General features: G+C 64.5%; 21 protein-coding genes. 13 read left to right on the top strand and 8 right to left on the bottom strand.

Annotation, left to right across the window (positions count from 1 at the left end):
• The coding region (locus APH27_RS04290; RefSeq protein ID WP_060484076.1) for a LysE/ArgO family amino acid transporter at positions 1–575 on the bottom strand (575 nt) is incomplete at its 3' end.
• Positions 576–679: 104 nt separating this feature from the next.
• Here APH27_RS04290 and APH27_RS04285 point away from each other — a divergent pair.
• The 3 genes from APH27_RS04285 (at position 680) to APH27_RS04275 (ending at position 3520) form a co-directional block, all read left to right on the top strand.
• A complete protein-coding gene (locus APH27_RS04285) occupies positions 680–1570 on the top strand; it encodes a LysR family transcriptional regulator ArgP (RefSeq protein WP_060484075.1) in 891 nt (296 codons plus the stop codon).
• Between the two features lie 45 nt (positions 1571–1615).
• Positions 1616–2611 carry an NAD(P)-dependent oxidoreductase gene (locus APH27_RS04280; RefSeq protein ID WP_027917957.1) on the top strand — a complete coding sequence of 332 codons (996 nt, stop codon included), beginning with the start codon at positions 1616–1618 and terminating at the stop codon, positions 2609–2611.
• 87 nt (positions 2612–2698) lie between these two features.
• Positions 2699–3520, top strand: a complete 822-nt coding sequence (locus APH27_RS04275) for a hypothetical protein (protein WP_060484074.1) — start codon at positions 2699–2701, stop codon at positions 3518–3520.
• Positions 3521–3643: 123 nt separating this feature from the next.
• On the opposite strand, the gene APH27_RS04270 is transcribed toward APH27_RS04275, so the two are convergent.
• Together APH27_RS04270 and APH27_RS04265 are read right to left on the bottom strand one after the other, a co-directional pair.
• Complete coding sequence (locus APH27_RS04270; protein WP_027917955.1) at positions 3644–4693, bottom strand: alkene reductase; 1050 nt, start codon at positions 4691–4693, stop codon at positions 3644–3646.
• A 17-nt stretch (positions 4694–4710) separates the two neighbouring features.
• Positions 4711–5013 carry a helix-turn-helix transcriptional regulator gene (locus APH27_RS04265; RefSeq protein ID WP_060484073.1) on the bottom strand — a complete coding sequence of 101 codons (303 nt, stop codon included), beginning with the start codon at positions 5011–5013 and terminating at the stop codon, positions 4711–4713.
• Between the two features lie 153 nt (positions 5014–5166).
• On the opposite strand from APH27_RS04265, the gene APH27_RS04260 reads away from it, so the two are divergent.
• Positions 5167–5805 carry an ACP phosphodiesterase gene (locus APH27_RS04260; protein ID WP_060484072.1) on the top strand — a complete coding sequence of 213 codons (639 nt, stop codon included), beginning with the start codon at positions 5167–5169 and terminating at the stop codon, positions 5803–5805.
• Between the two features lie 205 nt (positions 5806–6010).
• On the opposite strand, the gene APH27_RS04255 is transcribed toward APH27_RS04260, so the two are convergent.
• Together APH27_RS04255 and olsB are read right to left on the bottom strand one after the other, a co-directional pair.
• Positions 6011–6793, bottom strand: a complete 783-nt coding sequence (locus APH27_RS04255; RefSeq protein ID WP_060484071.1) for a lysophospholipid acyltransferase family protein — start codon at positions 6791–6793, stop codon at positions 6011–6013.
• Positions 6793–7548 carry an L-ornithine N(alpha)-acyltransferase gene (gene olsB / locus APH27_RS04250; protein ID WP_060484070.1) on the bottom strand — a complete coding sequence of 252 codons (756 nt, stop codon included), beginning with the start codon at positions 7546–7548 and terminating at the stop codon, positions 6793–6795. Before olsB ends, APH27_RS04255 begins: the two co-directional genes overlap by 1 nt.
• A 150-nt stretch (positions 7549–7698) precedes the next feature.
• On the opposite strand from olsB, the gene APH27_RS04245 reads away from it, so the two are divergent.
• The 6 genes from APH27_RS04245 to APH27_RS04220 all read left to right on the top strand — a co-directional run bounded on the left by APH27_RS04245 (position 7699) and on the right by APH27_RS04220 (position 12513).
• Positions 7699–8586 carry an acyl-CoA dehydrogenase gene (locus APH27_RS04245; RefSeq protein WP_027917951.1) on the top strand — a complete coding sequence of 296 codons (888 nt, stop codon included), beginning with the start codon at positions 7699–7701 and terminating at the stop codon, positions 8584–8586.
• 139 nt (positions 8587–8725) lie between these two features.
• A complete protein-coding gene (locus APH27_RS04240) occupies positions 8726–9805 on the top strand; it encodes a serine hydrolase (protein WP_060484069.1) in 1080 nt (359 codons plus the stop codon).
• Positions 9802–10098, top strand: coding sequence for a hypothetical protein (locus tag APH27_RS04235; RefSeq protein ID WP_027917949.1), 297 nt, complete (start codon positions 9802–9804; stop codon positions 10096–10098). The genes APH27_RS04240 and APH27_RS04235 overlap by 4 nt, the downstream gene beginning before the upstream one ends.
• A gap of 44 nt (positions 10099–10142) precedes the next feature.
• On the top strand, positions 10143–10724 hold the full coding sequence (locus APH27_RS04230) for a YceI family protein (RefSeq protein ID WP_060484068.1): 582 nt from the start codon (positions 10143–10145) through the stop codon (positions 10722–10724).
• 1 nt (position 10725) lies between these two features.
• Complete coding sequence (locus APH27_RS04225) at positions 10726–11883, top strand: phosphatidylserine/phosphatidylglycerophosphate/cardiolipin synthase family protein (RefSeq protein WP_027917947.1); 1158 nt, start codon at positions 10726–10728, stop codon at positions 11881–11883.
• Between the two features lie 51 nt (positions 11884–11934).
• Positions 11935–12513 carry a DJ-1/PfpI family protein gene (locus tag APH27_RS04220; RefSeq protein WP_060484067.1) on the top strand — a complete coding sequence of 193 codons (579 nt, stop codon included), beginning with the start codon at positions 11935–11937 and terminating at the stop codon, positions 12511–12513.
• A 142-nt stretch (positions 12514–12655) separates the two neighbouring features.
• Here APH27_RS04220 and APH27_RS04215 read toward each other — a convergent pair whose 3' ends face one another.
• Positions 12656–13054 carry a nuclear transport factor 2 family protein gene (locus tag APH27_RS04215; protein ID WP_027917945.1) on the bottom strand — a complete coding sequence of 133 codons (399 nt, stop codon included), beginning with the start codon at positions 13052–13054 and terminating at the stop codon, positions 12656–12658.
• A 115-nt stretch (positions 13055–13169) separates the two neighbouring features.
• Here APH27_RS04215 and APH27_RS04210 point away from each other — a divergent pair, with 115 nt between their 5' ends.
• Entirely contained in the window at positions 13170–13760 is a 591-nt protein-coding gene (locus APH27_RS04210) for a GNAT family N-acetyltransferase (RefSeq protein WP_060484066.1), read from the top strand.
• Entirely contained in the window at positions 13757–14629 is an 873-nt protein-coding gene (locus APH27_RS04205) for a carbon-nitrogen hydrolase family protein (RefSeq protein WP_060484065.1), read from the top strand. The genes APH27_RS04210 and APH27_RS04205 overlap by 4 nt, the downstream gene beginning before the upstream one ends.
• Positions 14630–14750: 121 nt before the next feature.
• Here the strand turns inward: APH27_RS04205 and APH27_RS04200 are convergent, their stop codons facing one another.
• Positions 14751–16274, bottom strand: coding sequence for a fumarate hydratase (locus tag APH27_RS04200; RefSeq protein WP_027917942.1), 1524 nt, complete (start codon positions 16272–16274; stop codon positions 14751–14753).
• A 250-nt stretch (positions 16275–16524) separates the two neighbouring features.
• Between APH27_RS04200 and APH27_RS04195 the strand changes: the two genes are divergently transcribed.
• The gene (locus tag APH27_RS04195) at positions 16525–17445 is read left to right on the top strand and encodes an iron-sulfur-binding ferredoxin reductase (RefSeq protein ID WP_060484064.1); all 921 of its coding nucleotides are present in this window, start codon (positions 16525–16527) and stop codon (positions 17443–17445) included.
• 142 nt (positions 17446–17587) lie between these two features.
• On the opposite strand, the gene pyk is transcribed toward APH27_RS04195, so the two are convergent.
• Entirely contained in the window at positions 17588–19042 is a 1455-nt protein-coding gene (gene pyk, locus APH27_RS04190; RefSeq protein WP_016713620.1) for a pyruvate kinase, read from the bottom strand.
• Between the last annotated feature and the right edge of the window lie 166 nt (positions 19043–19208).

The following is a 19208-nucleotide window of genomic DNA, read 5'->3' as shown; positions in this document are numbered from 1 at the left end:
ACCGCGAACATCATCACCGCCACCATCAGGTCGAGCATCCGCCAGGTCGCTGGCCGTGCCAGCCACGGTGCCAGCCACGCAGCACCGATCGCCAAGGTCGAGAACCACAGCAGCGAGGCGCTGGCCGCCCCAGCCACGTAGGCGCCTGGAGCCGTCTGCTGGGCACCGAGCGAGCCGATCAGCAACACCGTGTCGAGATACACATGCGGGTTGAGCAGGGTGACCGCCAGTGCGCTCAGCAATACTGCCCGGCGCGAACGCATGCCCTGGCCTTCCTGCTGCTGCAGGCTCTGCTTGGAAAACGCGCTGCGCAGCGCCTTGGCGCCATACCAGATGAGGAAAACCGCGCCGCCCCAGCGGGCTATGGCCAGCAGCGTCGGGTTGTGCGCCAGCACCGTGGCCAGGCCGAACACCCCGGCTGCCACCAGGATGGCGTCGCAGACGATGCACAGCGCAGCCACCGGCAAGTGGTGCTCGCGGCGCAGGCTCTGGGCGAGGACGAAGGCGTTTTGTGCACCGATGGCCATGATCAGGCCGAAGGCCACCAGCATGCCGTTGAGATAGCTTTGCCACATGGCGCGTGCTCCAGGAATGAACTGCCGTAAAAGATGCTGGCCATTGTGGCAATCAGCGCTGTATAAGAAAAACAAATAGCGCTGATCCGTCATTAGGAAAATCGATGTTCGACTACAAGCTGCTGGCTGCCCTCGCGGCGGTGATCGAGCAAGGCGGTTTCGAGCGTGCTGCACAGGTGCTGGGGCTTTCGCAGTCGGCCATTTCGCAGCGCATCAAGCTGCTCGAAGCGCGGGTTGGCCAGCCGGTACTGGTGCGTGCCACGCCGCCGAGCCCGACCGAGGTCGGCCGCCAGTTGCTCAACCATGTGCAGCAGGTACGCCTTCTTGAGCGCGACCTGCAGCGCCAGGTGCCAGCGCTGGACGAAGAAGGCATGCCCGAGCGCCTGCGTATCGCCCTCAATGCTGACAGCCTGGCGACCTGGTGGGTCGGCGCGGTAGGGGTGTTCTGCGCTGAGCATCAGTTGCTCACCGATCTGGTGGTAGAAGACCAGGAAGTCGGCCTCAAGCGCATGCGCGCCGGTGAAGTGGCAGCCTGCCTGTGTGGCAGCGAGCGGCCAGTGGCCGGGGCGCGCAGCCTGCCGCTGGGGGCGATGCGCTATCGGGCGCTGGCCAGCCCAGGGTTCATGGCGCGCTATTTCCCGCAGGGGTTCGAGGCGCAGCGCCTGGCGCGCACGCCGGCCATTGTCTATGGGCCGGACGATTTCCTGCAGCACCGTTACTTGGCGTCGCTGGGGATTCAGGACGGTTTCCTGCACCACCTGTGCCCTTCGTCCGAAGGTTTTCTGCGCATGACCGAGGCCGGTCTGGGCTGGGGCCTGGTGCCCGAACTGCAGGCCCGTGAACAGTTGGCGAATGGCCAGTTGGTGGAAATCTGCAGCGATACCCCCATCGATGTGCCCTTGTACTGGCATCATTGGCGCAACGGCGGGCACCTGCTCGCGCAACTGACCGAACATCTGCGGCATACGGCACAGCACTGGCTGGTGCCGTTGTAGCGGCGGCTGGCGTCTGTTGCATCTGAAATCAAGGCGGAGTCATACATGCAAATTCTGGTCACCGGCGCGAGCGGCTTCATTGGCGGGCGCTTCGCGCGCTTTGCCCTTGAACAGGGCCTGGCTGTGCGGGTCAGCGGCCGGCGTGCCGAAGGCGTGGAGCACCTGGTCAAGCGAGGCGCACAGTTCATTCCTGGCGACCTGGGTGACCCTGAACTGGCCCGTCGCCTTTGCCAGGGGGTCGAGGCCGTGGTGCATTGCGCGGGCGCCGTGGGTAGCTGGGGGCGTTACCAGGACTTCCACCAGGGCAACGTGGTGGTCACGGAAAATGTCGTCGAAGGCTGCCTCAAGGAGCATGTGCGGCGGCTGGTGCACCTGTCGTCGCCGTCGATCTATTTCAATGGCCGCTCGCGCCTGGGGATCCGTGAAGACCAGGTGCCGCGCCGCTTCCACGATCACTATGCGCAGACCAAACACATCGCTGAACAGAAAGTGTTCGGTGCCCAGGAGTTCGGCCTGGAAGTGCTTGCGCTGCGCCCACGTTTCGTCACCGGGGCCGGGGATGCGAGCATTTTCCCGCGCTTGATGCAGATGCAGCGCAAGGGCCGTGTGGCCATCATCGGCAACGGCCTGAACAAGGTCGACTTTACCAGCGTGCACAACCTCAACGAGGCACTGCTCAGCGCGTTGTTCGCCGAAGACCGCGCGCTTGGCCAGGCTTACAACATCAGCAACGGCCAGCCGCTGCCGCTGTGGGACGTGGTCAACTACGTGATGCGCCAGATGCAGCTGCCGCAGGTTACCCGCTACCGTTCATATGGCCTGGCCTACAGCCTTGCCGCCCTTAACGAAGCCGCCTGCATGCTCTGGCCCGGGCGCCCGCAGCCGACATTGTCGCGCCTGGGCATGCAGGTGATGAGCCGTGATTTCACCCTGGATATCAGCCGCGCCCGCCAATACCTGGATTACCAGCCCAAGGTCAGCCTGTGGACCGCGCTGGATGAATTCTGCGCCTGGTGGAAGCATCAACCGCTGGGGCAGTGAACCAGATCTGCAGATGATGGTCATCAGTGCGCCGCGCGAGCGGTTTATACTCATGTCTCTTTGCTACCACCGCGGTTGATGCCACCTATGCGTAACGATGCCCACGATGATTTCGATGACGTGCCCACCTTGCGGGCAGGTACCCCCGATGACGACGAGCTGCTGCCCGCGCACGTCTCGCGCAGCCGCAAGAAGGCGGCAAGGCCAGCCAGCAGCGGGGCACTGTGGGCGTTGCTGGGGGCATCGTTCATCGCCTTGGCGGGGCTGGGCTGGTGGAGCTTCCAGCAGATCTCGCTGATGGAGCAGCAACTGGTGGCCACCCAGGAAAGCTTTGCGCGGATCAGCGAAGAAGCTGCCGGGCGTTTGCAGGCAATCAGCGGCAAGGTTGATGCCAGCGAGACGTCGAGTACCACGGGCAGCGAAGCACTGAAGCTGCAGATCCGTCAGTTGCAGGCCAGCCTGGCCGAGCAGGGCAAGCAGCAGCAAGGCGTGGCGGGGCAGGCCGGGGACCTGGGCAAGCGCCTGGAACAGGTGCTGGCAGATACCCGTGAGCAGCAGAAGGCAGTGACCGAGTTGCAGACCCAGCTGCAGGCGCAACTGAAGGCCGTGAATGCCGAGCTGACGGCGCTGAAGTCGGGGCAGGTCGATGCCGGCAAGCTCGATGGCCAGCTGAAGACCCTGAACGATGAAGTGGCTGCGCTGAAGAAACAGGGTAATCAGAAAGCTGCTGTCGAAAGCCTGGAGCAGGATGTGCTGGTGCTCAAGACCCAGATGGAAAACCGCTCAGCGTCGTCGAGCGGGGCGACGGTGCAGGAATTCGATGCGTTCCGCGGGCAGACCACGCGTAACCTCAATACCCTGCAGAGCCAGATTCAGAACCTGCAGCAGCAGATCAATTCCCGGCCTTGAGGCCGCAGGGGAGGGTTTCGCCCTCTTTTCGCGACACAAGGCCGCTCCTACAAAGGATCGCGTCTTTCCTGTAGGAGCCACCTTGTGTCGCGATGGGCCGCAAAGCGACCCCGGCGATCTCGATTACAGGCGCGGATAGTCGATGTACCCCACCGGCCCCTTACCATAGAAGGTCTCCGGATGCGCCTCGTTCAACGGCGCATCGGCCGCCAGCCGCGCCGGCAGGTCCGGGTTGGCAATAAATGGCACACCAAACGCCACCGCATCCGCCTTGCCCGCCGCCAATGCCGCATTGGCAGTGGCCTTGTCAAAGCGCTCGTTGACGATATACGGCCCACCAAATGCCGCCTTGATCTGCGGGCCGATGCTGTCGTCGGCTTCCTTCTCCCGGGAGCAGATGAAGGCAATGCCACGCTTGCCCAGCTCACGTGCCACATAGGTGAAGGTTTCGGCTCGGTCTGCATCGCCCATGTCATGGGCATCGGCGCGCGGCGCCAGGTGCACGCCGACGCGGCCAGCGCCCCACACTTCGATGGCGGCATCGGTCACTTCCAGCAGCAGCCGCGCACGGTTTTCCAGCGAGCCGCCGTAACGGTCGCTGCGCTGGTTGGTGCTGCTCTGCAGGAACTGGTCGAGCAGGTAACCGTTGGCGCCGTGGATCTCCACGCCGTCGAAGCCAGCGGCCTTGGCGTTCTCGGCACCGCTGCGGTAAGCCTCGACGATGTCGGCGATTTCTTCGGTTTCCAGTGCGCGCGGGGTCGGGTAGTCGCTCAGCGGGCGTACCAAACTGACGTGGCCCTTGGCCTGGATGGCGCTGGGCGCCACCGGCAGCTCGCCATTGAGGTAGCTGGGGTGGGAAATACGGCCAACGTGCCACAGTTGCAGGAAAATACGCCCGCCAGCGCCATGCACGGCCTGGGTGACGTTGTGCCAGCCACGCACCTGCTGGTCGTTCCAGATGCCTGGGGTGTCGGGGTAGCCGACTCCCATGGCGCTGACCGATGTCGCCTCGCTGAGGATCAGGCCGGCACTGGCACGTTGCACGTAGTACTCGGCCATCAACGCATTGGGCACGCGGCCTTCATCGGCGCGGCAGCGGGTCAGCGGGGCCATGATGATACGGTTGGGCAATTGCACATCGCCCAGTTGGATCGGATCGAAAAGCGTGGTCATAACGGTTACCTGCCTTGTCAAAGCGCTTGGCGCAGTTGGTCGAGGAACGCCTCGATGGTGGCTTCGTTGCGTTTGAAGAAGTGCCACTGGCCGACCTTCTGGCTGTTGATCAGGCCGGCCCGCTGCAAAGTGGCCAGGTGGGCCGACACGGTCGACTGCGACAGCCCGCAGCGTTGGTCGATCTGCCCGGCACAGACACCGTTTTCGGTGCTGTGGTACTGGTCGGGGAAATGCGTTGCCGGGTCTTTCAGCCAGCTGAGGATTTCTCGCCTGACCGGGTGGGCCAGTGCTTTTATGATTTCGTCGAGATCGAGTGGCATGGGGTTATGGCTCGTGCTGTAGCGGTATATCGCGATAGGGCGAAACGTACATCGGTATTTCGCGATATACAAATATGAAGAGGTTCTGAGCTGAGCACGAATCGCTATATCGCGTTATAACGATATACGGGGTGGCGGTGCTAGACTGCGCTCATGAACTACCTCGCACACCTGCACCTGGGCGGCCCGGCGCCGCAACAACTGCTTGGCAGCCTGTATGGCGACTTCGTCAAAGGCTCGCTGGAGGGCCGCTTCCCGCCTGCGCTGGAAGCGGCGATCCGGCTGCATCGGCATATCGACAGCTACACCGACCGTCATCCCCTGGTACTGGCGGCGCTGGCGCGTTTCCCGCGGGAGCGGCGACGCTTTGCCGGGATCGTCCTGGATGTGTTTTTCGACCATTGCCTGGCGCGGCATTGGGGCGATTACGCCGAGCAGCCACTGGTGCAGTTCACCGGGGATTTTTATCGGGTGCTGCTGGCCGAACCCGAGCTGCCGGGGCGGCTGGCGCGGATTGCGCCATTCATGGCGGCGGATGACTGGCTGGGGGCGTATGGCGATTTTGCCACGCTGGAGCAGGTGTTCAATGGCATTGCCCGGCGCTTGTCGCGGCCGGAAGGGATGGTCGGGGTGATGGCCGAGCTGGAGCGGTTGTATGAGCCGTTGCTGGCGGATTTTCGCGAGTTCTATCCGCAGCTGCAGGCGTTTGCGGCGGTGGGGCGGGAGGGGTATGACGAGGGGGCTTCAGCACCTCTGAGATCGAGCGCCGCCCGCGCGGCGCATCGCGGATAAATCCGCTCCTACATTTGTTGCAACGTGGCCATGCCTGTGAGGCCATGGTTGTCAGCTTTGTTTGCAAGGCTCAAGTCGTGCGCGAGGCAGGCGACCATGGCCTGGCAGGTTCGGCACGTTGCAACAAATGTAGGAGCGGATTTATCCGCGATGCGCCGCGCGGGCGGCGCTCGATCTCACAAGCACCACAACTTTCAAGACACACTCATGCAGCGCGTGCCTGACGGACCACCGCCACTTCCTCCACCCCGAACAGCGCCATGTGAATCGCCTGTTGCGCCTGAAACGCCAGCGCCGCTCGTTCCTTCTCGACACTGCCAATCGGCTTCAACAAGTGGATGCACACCTCACCCCGGGGCTCGGCAAACAGTCGCATCAGGTGCGAAACCAGGTCATCGTCGCCTATGAACGGTGCAATCGGGTCCGCTTCGCCATTGCGCAGGTACTGGATGGCCACCGGCTGCACTGCCACGCCCTGGTCGATGGCACCGGCCAGCAGGCGGCCGTGGAAGGTGCGCAGCTGACGACCGTCGGTGGTGGTGCCTTCGGGGAAGATCAGCAGCGGCCGGGCTTGGCCCAGCTGCTCGCTGATCTGCTCGCGCAGGCGCTGGCCATCACCACCACCGCGGCGAATGAACAACGTGCCGGCCTTTTCTGCCAGCCAGCCGGCCACCGGCCAGTGGCGAACTTCGGCCTTGGACAGGAACGACAGCGGCAGCAACATGCCGAGCAGGGGAATGTCGGTCCAGGAAACGTGGTTGCTGACCCACAGCATTGGCCGTTGTGGCCGCTCGCCGATCACCCGTACCTCGAAGGGCAGGGCGCCGACCAGGCGCTTCATGAACCAGCACGACCAGCGCTGGCGAAGCTCGATCGATGCCTTGATGCCCAGGCGCTCGCCCACGGCGATGACGCCGGCCATGAGCATGCCGAGCACCAGCACCAGCAGCAGCCGCGAGAGGCGGGCGAGCACCCGCACGCCCGGCATCAGACCGCTGCCTTGAAGTGGCGGGCGTAGCGCGGGCAAAGGTCGTCACGCTTGAGCAGGATGAACACGTCGGCCACCTGGAAGTCCTCGTCCCAGCACGGCTCGCCGCAGATCTTCGCGCCCAGGCGCATGTAGGCCTTGAGCAGCGGCGGCATTTCGGCGATGACGTTGTTCGGCAGGGCCAGGCTGGGCAACGGGTTCTTCGGTTCGGCGCGCAGGTGCTCGGTGCACAGGTAGCGCTCGCGAAGGCGCTGCATGACCGCGTGGGCCTGCACACCGCCGTCCTGCATGGGGATGCTGGCGCAGCCCATCAGGTAGCTGTAGCGGCCTTCGTTGAGCACTTCGGCCAGCTCGCCCCAGAGCACGGCGATGGTGCCGCCGTTGCGGTAGTCGGGGGCGACGCAGGTGCGGCCCAGTTCGAGTATTGGGCCCTGCAGTTGCAGCAGGCCGTGCAGGCTGAATTCTTCTTCACTGTAGAAGCGCCCCAGGCTGCTGGCGGCCTGGTGGTCGAGCAGGCGGGTGGTAGCTACCAGTTCGCCGGTGCTCAGGTCGCGCACGCCGATGTGGCGGCAGTGTACGTCGTAGTCATCCATGTCCAGGCCCAGTTCGGCGCCTTTGAGCTTGGCCTTGAATTCTGCGCTGAACACTTTGTAGCGCAGGGCCTGGGCTTCCTGCAGGGCCGTGGCGCCGACCAGGCGTTCGGCTTGCAGACGGCGTTCAGTGCTGTTGTCGCCAGCGTGAGCGATCCGAGTCATTACGAGTCTCCATAAGCCAGCCATGAAGGGTTGCGGCCGGTCGGCTTTGTTGTGCAAAGTCAGCCTAGGTAGGCGCGGTGTCACCCCTGTGAATCTTTGGTGATGCTTGCATGACACCCCCCCCAGAACAGCCCCTTGAAGGAGCGCCCGATGGCCTGGTTGCAACGACTCAACGACCCCCTCCGCCAGCCTTTGGCCGGCACCTTGGGCGAGACCTATGCCGCGCAGCTCGAGCGCCTTGGCCCGGTTGCCCCGTTCGAACTGGCGGTGCTGGGCGGCCGCGCCATGGCCACGCCCGGTCTGGCGTTTCTCATCGGTTACCAGGCCGCCTTGCGCGTGCTCTGGCCCAGTGCACCCGCCAGCCTCGGCGCGTTGTGCGCCACCGAGCGGCGTAGCGTGCGCCCGGCGGACATGCATACCCGGCTGGTCGGTTTGCGCCTGAATGGCAACAAGGACTTCGTCACCGCCGGCCTCGACGCAGAATGGTTATTGGTGGCCGCGCGCAGCGAAGCGTTGGGTGAAACACCACGGCTGAACCTGGCGGTGGTCTACCCGGGGGAGGCAGGGGTGACGCTGGAAGCATTGCCGACCCTGCCGCTGATGCCCGAGGTGGGGCATGGCCGATTGCACTTGCAGGATGCGGCCTGCGAGCTGCTCGCGGGCGATGGTTGGGATGCCTACGTCAAACCGTTCCGCTCGCTGGAGGACCTCTACGTGCTCGCGTCGCTGACCGCCTGGTTGTATGGGGTGGGGCAGGAGTGCGACTGGCCGCAGGAGCTGCGCCTGCGTTTGCTGGGGCTGTTGGCGGGGTGTGCCGAGGGTAGTCGGCAATGCGCTGACAGCGTCGGTTGTCACCTGTTGCTGGGGGGGCTGTTCTCGCAGTTTCAGGAGCTGCGTGGGGCGATCGACAAGGCGCTGCTGGCGGGGCCGGAGCAGTGGGCGCAGCTGTGGCAGCGGGATCAGGGGGTGCTGGCACTGGCCACTGCGGCGCGGGAAAAGAGGTTGGCCAAGGCTTGGCTGGCAGCAGGGTTGTCATGAAGGCCTGACATACTGTGGGACCTTTTAGATCCTGGGGCCGCTTCGCGACCCTTTCGCGACACAAGGCCGCTCCTACAAGGGAACGGGATCTCCTGCAGGGGCGGCCTTGCTCGCGAAGCGGCCCCTGCAGGCGATGACGATGAAAGCACTGCTGCTGATCCTTGCGATAGTTGTAAGTCCCGCCTGGGCCGAAGTCTGGCCCGAGCCTGACTGGCCAATCGACAGTGCTGCCATCGACTGGCAAGCCGTCGACGCGTACGCCTTCCCCGAACGCAGCGCCAGTGAACGCAGCGGCATCCGCAGCGACGCTTTGCTGATCATCCGCGATGGTCGCATCCTCCACGAACGCTATAGCGCTCCCACCACCGCAAATACTGCCCACCTGACCTGGTCGGTCAGCAAGAGCGTCCTGGCCACCGTGCTGGGCGTTGCGCAGGGGCAAGGGCGCTTCCAGTTGCGGGACCCCGCGGCGCGCTATTACCCGCCCATGCAGGCCCATCCCGACGTGCGCCTGGCTGACTTGCTGCATTGGGCCAGCGGCCTGGACTGGCAGGAAGACTATGAATACGCGCCATTGAAGTCCTCGGTGGTGGCGATGCTCTATACCCGCGGGCGCAACGACATGGCGGCCTACACCGCAGCTCGCACGCGCAGCGAAAACCCTGGCCAGCGTTTTCTCTACTCCAGCGGGGACAGCAACGTGTTGGCTGCAGCGCTACGCGGCATGCTCGACGCCAGTGGCTATGCCGACTACCCCTGGCAGGCATTGTTCACCCCGCTGGGCATCGACAGCGCGGTCTGGGAGCGTGATGGCGCGGGCACCTTTGTCGGCTCGTCCTACCTCTATCTCAGTGCCCGCGACCTGGCGCGCATCGGCTTGCTGATGCAGCGCGATGGCCGCTGGCAGGGACGCCAGTTGCTGCCCGCGAGCTGGGTTGCTTTCAACCGAACGCTGTTTACCCAGGCTGCTGCCATCCCCGGCGAAGCCAACCCGGGTGGCCATTGGTGGCTCAATCTGCCATTACCAGGTAGCCCGGTGCCCTGGCCCGATGCCCCGACGGATACCTACGCCGCGCTCGGCCACTGGGGCCAGGCGCTGTATATCGTGCCGTCGCAGAAACTGCTGATCGTGCGCTACGCCGATGACCGCGACGGCAGCTACAGCCACAACGAAATGCTGAAGCGGGTGCTGGCGGCGCTGGCCAAGGAGGGCGCATGAAGCGCGTGCTGGTGCTGCTGACCGTCGCCTCTCTCGGCTGGGCCTGGCTGGAGCGCCAGGCGTTGGCGGACTTCCCCGGTATCCTTTCGGCCTATTCGGCCAAGGAGTACTGCTCGTGCCGCTTCGTCATGGGCTTCGATGAGGCCTATTGCCGGGGGTATGTGAAGCAGTGGTTACCCCTGAGCCGGCTGGAGGAACACAGCCCGCAACGGCGGGTCAGCGCCGAGGGCCTGGGCCAGCGCAACGAGGCGGCCTGGCAGGGTGCGCAGGCAGGCTGCCGCTTGCTGCCATGAAGGCGGGCGGGTAAGGTTGGCGGTCAAGTTTCACGAGACCTGTCATGTTCAAGCTGCCCCGTCTTCTGCCTGCCCTGCTGCTGGCTTTGTGCCTGCCCGCCCACGCCAACTGGCACCTTGATGGCGAGTCGTCACGCCTGTCCTTCGTCACCGGCAAAAACGGCGATACCGCCGAGGTGCATCGCTTTTTGGTGTTGCACGGCAACGTCGACCGCAACGGTAGGGCCGCGCTGAGTATCGAGATGGACTCGGTAAGCAGCGGCATCCCGCTGCGTGACGAGCAGATGCGCGACAACCTGTTCGAGGTGGGGCGCTTCGCCGAGGCGAGCGTCAAGGCGCAGATCGACCTGCGGCCAATCAACGACCTGGCCGATGGCGCGCAGATCGAACTGCGCCTGCCGCTGACCGTTACCCTGCATGGCCAGTCGCACAGCTACAACGCGCTGCTGCTGGCGACCCGCCTGGATCAGCGGCGCTTCCAGGTGGTGACCCTCGAACCGCTGGTGCTGCGGGCTTCGGACTTTGGCCTGCTGCCCGGGTTGGAAAACCTGCGCAAGTTCGCCAAGCTGAAATCCATCAACCCTTCGGTACCGGTCAATGCGGTGCTGATCTTCAACGCCCGCTGACATGTCGGGGCCGGTCTTCCCTTGGCGGGATGGCAATGAGTTCGAACTGCTGATCGATGGGCCCGAATTCTTTCCGCGCATGATTCAGGCGATCGTGCGCGCCGAATTCCAGGTCGACCTGGAGTTGTACCTGGTCGAGGCCGGTGCCTGTGCCGAGGCGGTGGTCGAGGCGTTGGAGCAGGCTGCGCGGCGCGGCGTGCGGGTGCGTTGCCTGTTCGATGACTATGGCTCGCTGGCGTTTACCGCGGCGTTGCGCCAGCGCCTGGTGGAGGCCGGGGTGTACTTGCGCTGGTACAACCGCCTGCGCTGGAAGCGTGGTTTGCGCAACCTGTATCGCGACCATCGCAAGCTGTTGCTGGTGGACGAGCGCTGGGCCGTGGTGGGAGGCACGGGCGTCACCGACGAGTTCTGGACGCCTGGTGAGGCGACCAGCGCCTGGCACGAGGTGATGGTGCAGTTGCAAGGGCCCGTGGTGAACGACTGGCAGTTGCTGTTCGACCGCCAGTGGCAAGCCAACAACCGCCGCACCGCCTGGCGCCCGGCCGAGGGCTTTGGCCTGCCGCGCTTGCCCAAGGTACCGGCGCAAGGCCAGGGCATGGGCCGGGTGGCCTACGCCGACGCCCGTCAGCACCAGGACATCCTGCATTCGCTGGTGCGGGCGATCAACAGCGGCAAGCAGCGGGTGTGGCTGGCCACGCCGTACTTCCTGCCAACCTGGAGCGTGCGCCGGTCGTTGCGCCGGGCTGCCGGCAAAGGCGTCGACGTGCGCTTGCTGCTGACCGGGCCGCGCACCGACCACCCTTCGGTGCGCTATGCCGGGCACCGCTACTACCCCCGATTGCTACGTGCCGGGGTGCGTATCTACGAGTATCAGCCGTGTTTCCTGCACCTGAAGATGGTGCTGATCGACGACTGGGTCAGTGTCGGTTCGTGCAATTTCGATCACTGGAACCTGCGCTTCAATCTGGAGGCCAACATCGAGGCACTCGACCCGCCGTTGACGGCCGCCGTGCAGGCCAGCTTCGAGCGTGATTTTGCCTTGAGCCAGGTGGTCGACCTTGACCACTGGCATGCCCGGCCGCTGTGGCGTCGGGTCAAGCAGCGCGTGTGGGGCTGGCTGGACCGGCTGGTGGTCAACTTCCTCGACCGGCGCGACTGAGAGCGGCTATCGTGCAGTGACTGTCCCTTGGCAAGCGAAGGAGTGGGTGCGATGACGGCGAAAAAAATTCTCATGCTGGTTGGCGACTACGTCGAAGATTACGAGGCCATGGTGCCGTTTCAGGCACTGAGCATGGTCGGCCACACGGTTCACGCGGTGTGCCCGGAGAAGGTCGCCGGGCAGACCGTACGCACGGCCATTCATGATTTCGAGGGTGAGCAGACCTACAGCGAAAAGCCAGGGCACAATTTTGCCCTGAACTACGATTTCGTGCGGGTGCGGCCCGAGGGGTACGACGCGTTGCTGATCCCCGGCGGCCGTGCGCCGGAGTACCTGCGCCTGGATGAGCGGGTACTGGAGCTGGTGCGGGCATTCAACCAGGCCGGCAAGCCGATCGCGGCGGTGTGCCATGGCGCGCAGTTGCTGGCAGCGGCGGGTGTGCTGGAAGGGCGTGAGTGCAGTGCGTATCCGGCCTGTGCGCCAGAGGTGCGCCTGGCCGGTGGCACGTTCATCGATATCGCGGTGGACCAGGCGCATGTGAATGGCAACCTGGTAACCGCGCCAGCCTGGCCGGCGCACCCGGCCTGGCTGGCGGCTTTTCTCAAGGTGCTGGGCACCCGTATCGCCTGACCGACCTGGCTTTTGTAGGAGCGGCCTTGTGTCGCGAATGGGCTGCGCAGCGGCCCCAGGGCTTAGCATCAATGCAAAGATCGCTGGGGCCGCTTTGCGGCCCTTTCGCGACACAAGGCCGCTCCTACAGGGCTTGCGACGCTCAACCGACCTGCTCGACCCAGTCATTGAGGTTGTAGTAGTTGGTGACCCGGGCAATCTTGCCGCAGTGAATGTAGAAGAATGCCCCCGCCGGCAGCACATAGGTCTGCCCTTTGGCCGCCGGCAATCCTTCGTCGTCGGCCAGGTATTGGCCATGCACGGTGAACTCCGCCGCCGCCCGGCTGCCGTCGGCATTCTGCATCACCACGATGTCGGCCAGGCGCTCGCGGTAGCAACGGTTCATCTTGTCCATGAAGGCGGCAAATTTCGCTTTGCCCATGTGCCGCTCGCCCTGGTTGATGTCGTGGATCACGTCTTCACTGAGCAGTGCCAGGAACGCTGGCATGTCGCCGGCGTTGAAGGCTGCGTAGTAAGCATTTACCAGTTCGGTAGCGGTCATGGAACAATACCTGTCGTGTAGGGAAAAGGCGGTGTGTTGGCTTGGATGATAGGGTTTCCCCTCAAGCCCGGCTTAGCCGAGCGCGTCATCCACATCGACAAAACGACCGCCAAGCATGGAAATACGCCTGTTGCACGGCGCCGCTATCGCGCCTTACATCGATGACCTCGCTCGCCTGCGCCTGACCGTGTTTCGCGAGTTTCCCTACCTCTACGACGGTAGTCCGGAGTACGAAGCAGACTACCTGGCCAGCTACACCCGCTCCGGGCGCAGCCTGGTGGTGCTGGCGATTGACGACGGCGAGGTGGTGGGTGCTTCGACCGGCCTGCCGCTGGTAGATGTGGCCCCGGAGTTCCAGCAGCCGTTTCTGGCGCTGGGGCGCGACCCGGCCAGCGTCTACTACTTCGCTGAATCGCTGGTACTGCCGGCCTACCGTGGCCGTGGCCTGGGCGTGCGCTTTTTCATAGAGCGCGAGTCTTATGCCCACAAACTGGCCGAATTCGACTTCTGCGCGTTCTGTGCCGTGGAGCGCCCAGGTGTGCATCCGCGCCGGCCTGCGGACTACAAGCCGCTGCACGGGTTCTGGCGCAACCGCGGCTTCCTGCATGACCCCTCCCTGCGTACCCGCTACGCCTGGCGCGACCTGGACGAGGCGCAAAGCTCGGAAAAGATCATGTCGTTCTGGACCAAGGAGCTGCCGATTTGATCCGCCTCGCGGCCTGCCAGTACGCCATCGAGCTGCATGAAACCTGGGATGCCTATGCCGACCACTTGCAGGCCTTGTGTGCCGAGGCCGTAGAGGCGGGCGCCCAGCTGCTGTTGCTGCCCGAATACGCCGGCCTGGTGCTCAGCGGCCAGTTGCCGGCCGAACAGCGTGGCGACCTCAAGGCTTCGATCGCCGGCATTCAGCCGCTGATCGAGCCCTGGTTGGCGTTATGCGAAGGTATTGCCCGGCGCTGGGGCATCTACCTGCAGCCGGGCAGCCTGCCAGTGCTCGACCTCGATGGGCAGTACCGCAACCGTGCCTGGCTGTTCGGCCCCAAGGGCATGCTCGGCTATCAGGACAAACTGATCATGACCCGCTTCGAGCGGGAGCAGTGGGGCATTGCCGCAGGTGATGGGCTGCAGGTGTTCGACACCGATCTTGGCCGCCTGGGCATCCTGATCTGCTATGACAATGAGTTCCCAATGCTGGCGCGGCGCCTGGCCGAGGGTGGTGCCGACCTGATTCTGGCGCCGAGCTGCACCGACACTGAAGCGGGTTACCATCGGGTGCGCATTGGCGCGCAGGCACGAGCGCTGGAGAACCAGATAGCCGTGTTGCAGAGCCCGACAGCCGGCGTGGCAGCGTGGTCGCCGGCATTGGACGAGAACATCGGCCGGGCTGGGCTGTTCGTGCCGCCAGATCACGGCATGCCGGGGGACGGGGTGGTTGCGCTGAGTGAGGCGTTGAGCCCGGTGAGCAGCCAGTGGCTGGTGTGTGAAGTGGATCTTGAGGAAGTGAGGCGGGTGAGGCAGGAAGGGCAGGTGTTTACCCGCAGGGACTGGCCGGAGCAGTTCGAGAGAATCCTGTGAGGGCGGTGGCGCCTGCTTGGCGGACGAGCACGCTCCCCCAGGTTTCGCATCGCCCTCAAGCTTGCGCGATATCTGTGGGAGCGGGCTTGCCCGCGAAGCAGGCGCCGCATTTACATCAGGTTTACTTCACTTCGACTGCCAGGCTCTCGGCAATCTTGCTCTGCCACAGGGCAGGGCCAGTGATGTGCACCGACTCACCGTTGCTGTCGACAGCGACGGTCACCGGCATGTCCTTGACCTCGAACTCGTAGATCGCTTCCATGCCCAGTTCGGCGAAGGCCAGGACCTTCGACTTGCGGATGGCCTGGGCCACCAGGTAGGCAGCGCCACCTACGGCCATCAGGTACACGGCCTTGTTGTCCTTGATCGCTTCGATGGCGGTCGGGCCACGCTCGGACTTGCCGATCATGCCCAGCAGGCCGGTCTGCTCGAGGATCTGGCGGGTGAACTTGTCCATGCGGGTGGCAGTGGTCGGGCCGGCTGGGCCTACCACTTCGTCACCGACCGGGTCGACCGGGCCGACGTAGTAGATGAAGCGGCCTTTGAGGTCGACCGGCAGTTCTTCACCGCGGTTGAGCATCTCGACCATGCGCTTGTGCGCAGCGTCGCGGCCGGTGAGCATCTTGCCGTTGAGCAGGATGGTCTCGCCCGGCTTCCAGCTGGCGACTTCTTCCGGGGTGATGTCGTCGAGGTTGACGCGACGGGCGCTCGGACCAGCTTCCCAGACGATTTCCGGGTAGGCGTCCAGCGACGGCGCTTCCAGCTCGGCCGGGCCGTTGCCGTCGAGCACGAAGTGGGCGTGACGGGTGGCGGCGCAGTTCGGGATCATGCACACCGGCAGCGAGGCGGCGTGAGTCGGGTAGTCCATGATCTTGACGTCGAGCACGGTGGTCAGGCCACCCAGGCCCTGGGCGCCGATGCCCAGCTGGTTGACCTTGTCGAACAGCTCCAGGCGGATCTCTTCGAGGCGGTTCTGCGGGCCACGGGCTTTCAGTTCGTGGATGTCGATGGACTCCATCAACACTTCCTTGGCCATTACCGCAGCCTTCTCGGCAGTACCACCGATGCCGATGCCGAGCATGCCAGGCGGGCACCAGCCAGCGCCCATGGTCGGGACGGTCTTCAGTACCCAGTCGACGATCGAGTCGGACGGGTTGAGCATGGCCATCTTCGACTTGTTCTCCGAGCCGCCGCCTTTGGCTGCGACGTCGACTTCGACCTTGTCGCCCGGGACGATGGAGTAGTGGATGACGGCCGGGGTGTTGTCCTTGGTGTTCTTGCGGGCACCGGCCGGGTCGGCCAGGATCGAGGCGCGCAGGACGTTTTCAGGCAGGTTGTAGGCGCGACGCACACCTTCGTTGATCATGTCGTCGACGCTCATGGTGGCGCCGTCCCAGCGCACGTCCATGCCCACGCGGATGAACACGGTGACGATACCAGTGTCCTGGCAGATCGGGCGGTGGCCGGTGGCGCACATGCGCGAGTTGATCAGGATCTGGGCGATCGAGTCGCGTGCGGCAGGCGACTCTTCACGCAGGTAGGCTTCGTGCATCGCCTGGATGAAATCGACGGGGTGGTAGTACGAGATGAATTGCAGGGCGTCGGCGACGCTCTGAATCAGGTCGTCTTGCTTGATCACGGTCATGCAGCGCGCTCCTCTTAAAGACGGGAACATTCAAAAAGACGCTCGACGGTGCCGACCAGCGTGTCGAAGCGCCTTGCAAGGCGCGCCGGCAGGCTGGCCGACGCAAAAGGGCGCGGCAGTATAGCGCGCCTCACCGCGCGAAACACCTGCGCGTGGTCTGGACCATGGTCGGCAGGTAGCAGGCATCCTTTTTGCTGCCAATGCGCGCTTGGCATACAGTGACCCGGTGCTCGATGGAGAAAGACTTACCATGCCTGAACTTTGCGTGGGCGCGCGCCGCTGGACGGTGCCGGCTGGCAGCAACCTGCTCGATGCCCTGAACGAGGCAGGGCTGAATGTGCCCTACAGCTGCCGTGCGGGCAGTTGCCACGCCTGCCTGGTGCATTGCCTGGCAGGTCAGCCGGCTGATGCCTTGCCCGAGGCCCTGGCGCTGGACAAGCATGCCCTGGGCTGGCGCCTGGCCTGCCAGTGCCGGGTGGTCGAGGACCTGCGCGTGGCGGTATTCGACCCGCAGCAGGACGGGGTGCCGGCGCGGGTATGTGCAGTGGACACGTTCGGCGATGTGCTGCGCGTAAGGCTGCGACCGGAGCGGGCGTTGCGTTATCAGGCGGGGCAGCATGTGGTGCTGTGGAGCGGTGCTGTGGCAAGGCCCTACTCGATTGCCAGCCTGCCGGGTGAAGAAGACTTTCTTGAGTTTCATATCGACTGCCAGCGGCCGGGTGCCTTCTGCGACAAGGCCCGCGGGTTGCACGTGGGCGACCAGTTGCGCCTTGGTGAGTTCAGGGGGGGAGCGCTGCATTACGACCCGGACTGGCACGCACGGCCGCTCTGGCTATTGGCGGCAGGCACCGGGTTGGCGCCGTTGTGGGGCATCTTGCGCGAAGCATTGCGCCAGGGGCATCAAGGGGAGATTCGGGTGGTGCATGTGGCGCGGGACAGCGTTGCGCACTATCTGGCGGAGCCATTGCTGCGGCTGGAAGGTGTGAAGGTGGAGCTGGTATTGGCAGAGCAGATGGATGAAGCGCTGGCGGGGTTGCGGCCTTCATCGCGGCAAACGGTGGCGTTGGTGTGCGGGGCGCCTGGGAGTGTCGAGCGGTTTGCCCGGCGGTTGTTCATTGCCGGGGTGCCGCGGGGGCAGGTGTTTACTGATGTGTTCTTGGAACATGCCTGAAGTATTTTAGTGAAAGTGCTGGCCCTTTCGCGGGCAAGCCCGCTCCCACAGGTACCGCATAAGCCTCAAGGCGGGTGCAGAACTGTGGGAGCGGGCTTGCCCGCGAATGGGGCCGCCAAGCGGCCCCCTTGGGAGCGGCAGATCAGCCGACCAGTGGATCACCGACGTGCAGGATCTTCATGCCGTTGGTGCCGCCGATGGTGTGGTAGCTGTCACCCTTGGTCAGGATCACCCAGTCACCTTGCTCCACCAGGCCGCGCTTGAGCAGTTCGTCGACGGCCGCCTGGCTGACCTTGTCGGCCGGCAGCGAAGCCGGGTCGAAGGCAATCGGGTAGACGCCGCGGAACATGTTGGCCCGGGCCTGGGTGGCGCGGTGCGGCGACAGTGCGAAGATCGGCACGTGCGAGCGAAGGCGCGACATGATCAGCGGGGTGTAGCCACTTTCGGTCAGGGCGATGATCGCCTTCACGCCTGGGAAGTGGTTGGCGGTGTACATGGCCGCCAGGGCGATGCTTTCGTCGCAACGCTCGAAGGTGGTGTGCAGGCGGTGGCTGGACTTCTGGCTGGTCGGGTGCTTCTCGGCGCCCAGGCAGATACGGGCCATGGCCTGTACGGCTTCGATCGGGTAGGAGCCCGCGGCGCTTTCGGCCGACAGCATCACCGCATCGGTGTTGTCCAGCACGGCGTTGGCCACGTCGGACACTTCGGCGCGGGTCGGCATCGGGTTCTGGATCATCGACTCCATCATCTGGGTCGCGACGATCACTGCCTTGTTGTTGCGGCGGGCGTGCTGGATGATCTTTTTCTGGATGGCGATCAGCTCGGCGTCGCCGATTTCCACACCCAGGTCGCCACGGGCAACCATCACCGCGTCCGAGGCTGCGATCAGTTTGTCCAGGGTCTCGTCGTCAGCTACGGCCTCGGCACGTTCGATCTTGGCCACCAGCCAGGCGCTGCCGCCGGCTTCGTCACGCAGTTTGCGCGCGTATTCCATGTCGCTGGCGTCACGCGGGAAGGAGACGGCCAGGTAGTCCAGGTCCATTTCCGCGGCCAGCTTGATGTCGGCCTTGTCTTTTTCGGTCAGGGCCGGTGCGGTCAGGCCGCCACCTTTACGGTTGATGCCTTTGTGGTCCGACAGCGGGCCACCGATGATCACCACGCAGTGCAGGGCGTCTGCGGTGGCGGTCTCGACGCGCATGACCACACGGCCGTCGTCGAGCAGCAGTTCGTCACCGACGCCGCAGTCCTTGACCAGGTCGGGATAGTCGATACCGACGATGTCCTGGTTGCCTTCGGTCAGCGGGTGGGCGGTGGAGAAGGTGAACTTGTCACCGATCTTCAGTTCGATGCGCTTGTTGGCGAACTTGGCGATGCGGATCTTCGGACCCTGCAGGTCACCCAGCAGTGCGACATGGCGGCCGTTCTTGGCGGCGATGTCACGGATCAGGCGGGCGCGCGCCTTGTGCTCGTCCGGAGTGCCGTGGGAGAAGTTCAGGCGTGCCACGTCCAGGCCGGCAAGGATCAGCTGTTCGATCACTTCCGGCGAGTTGCTGGCGGGGCCAAGGGTGGCGACGATTTTGGTACGGCGGATGCTCATGCACAGACTCCTATAGTGAAGCGCAGCGAAAGGCTACTCCTCAATTGCGCTGTAGTCATTGTTCCGTTGCACTACCTGCGACCATCGCAGGGTGGCATTTGAACGGGCGGGGGTATCCTTGCAAAAGGCTGTGAAGATTTGCCGGCAATGGCCGATACACTGGCAT

The sequence above is a fragment of the Pseudomonas sp. NBRC 111123 genome, assembly GCF_001320205.1.
Taxonomy (GTDB): domain Bacteria; phylum Pseudomonadota; class Gammaproteobacteria; order Pseudomonadales; family Pseudomonadaceae; genus Aquipseudomonas; species Aquipseudomonas putida_J.
This window is presented reverse-complemented; position numbering and strand designations above follow the sequence as displayed.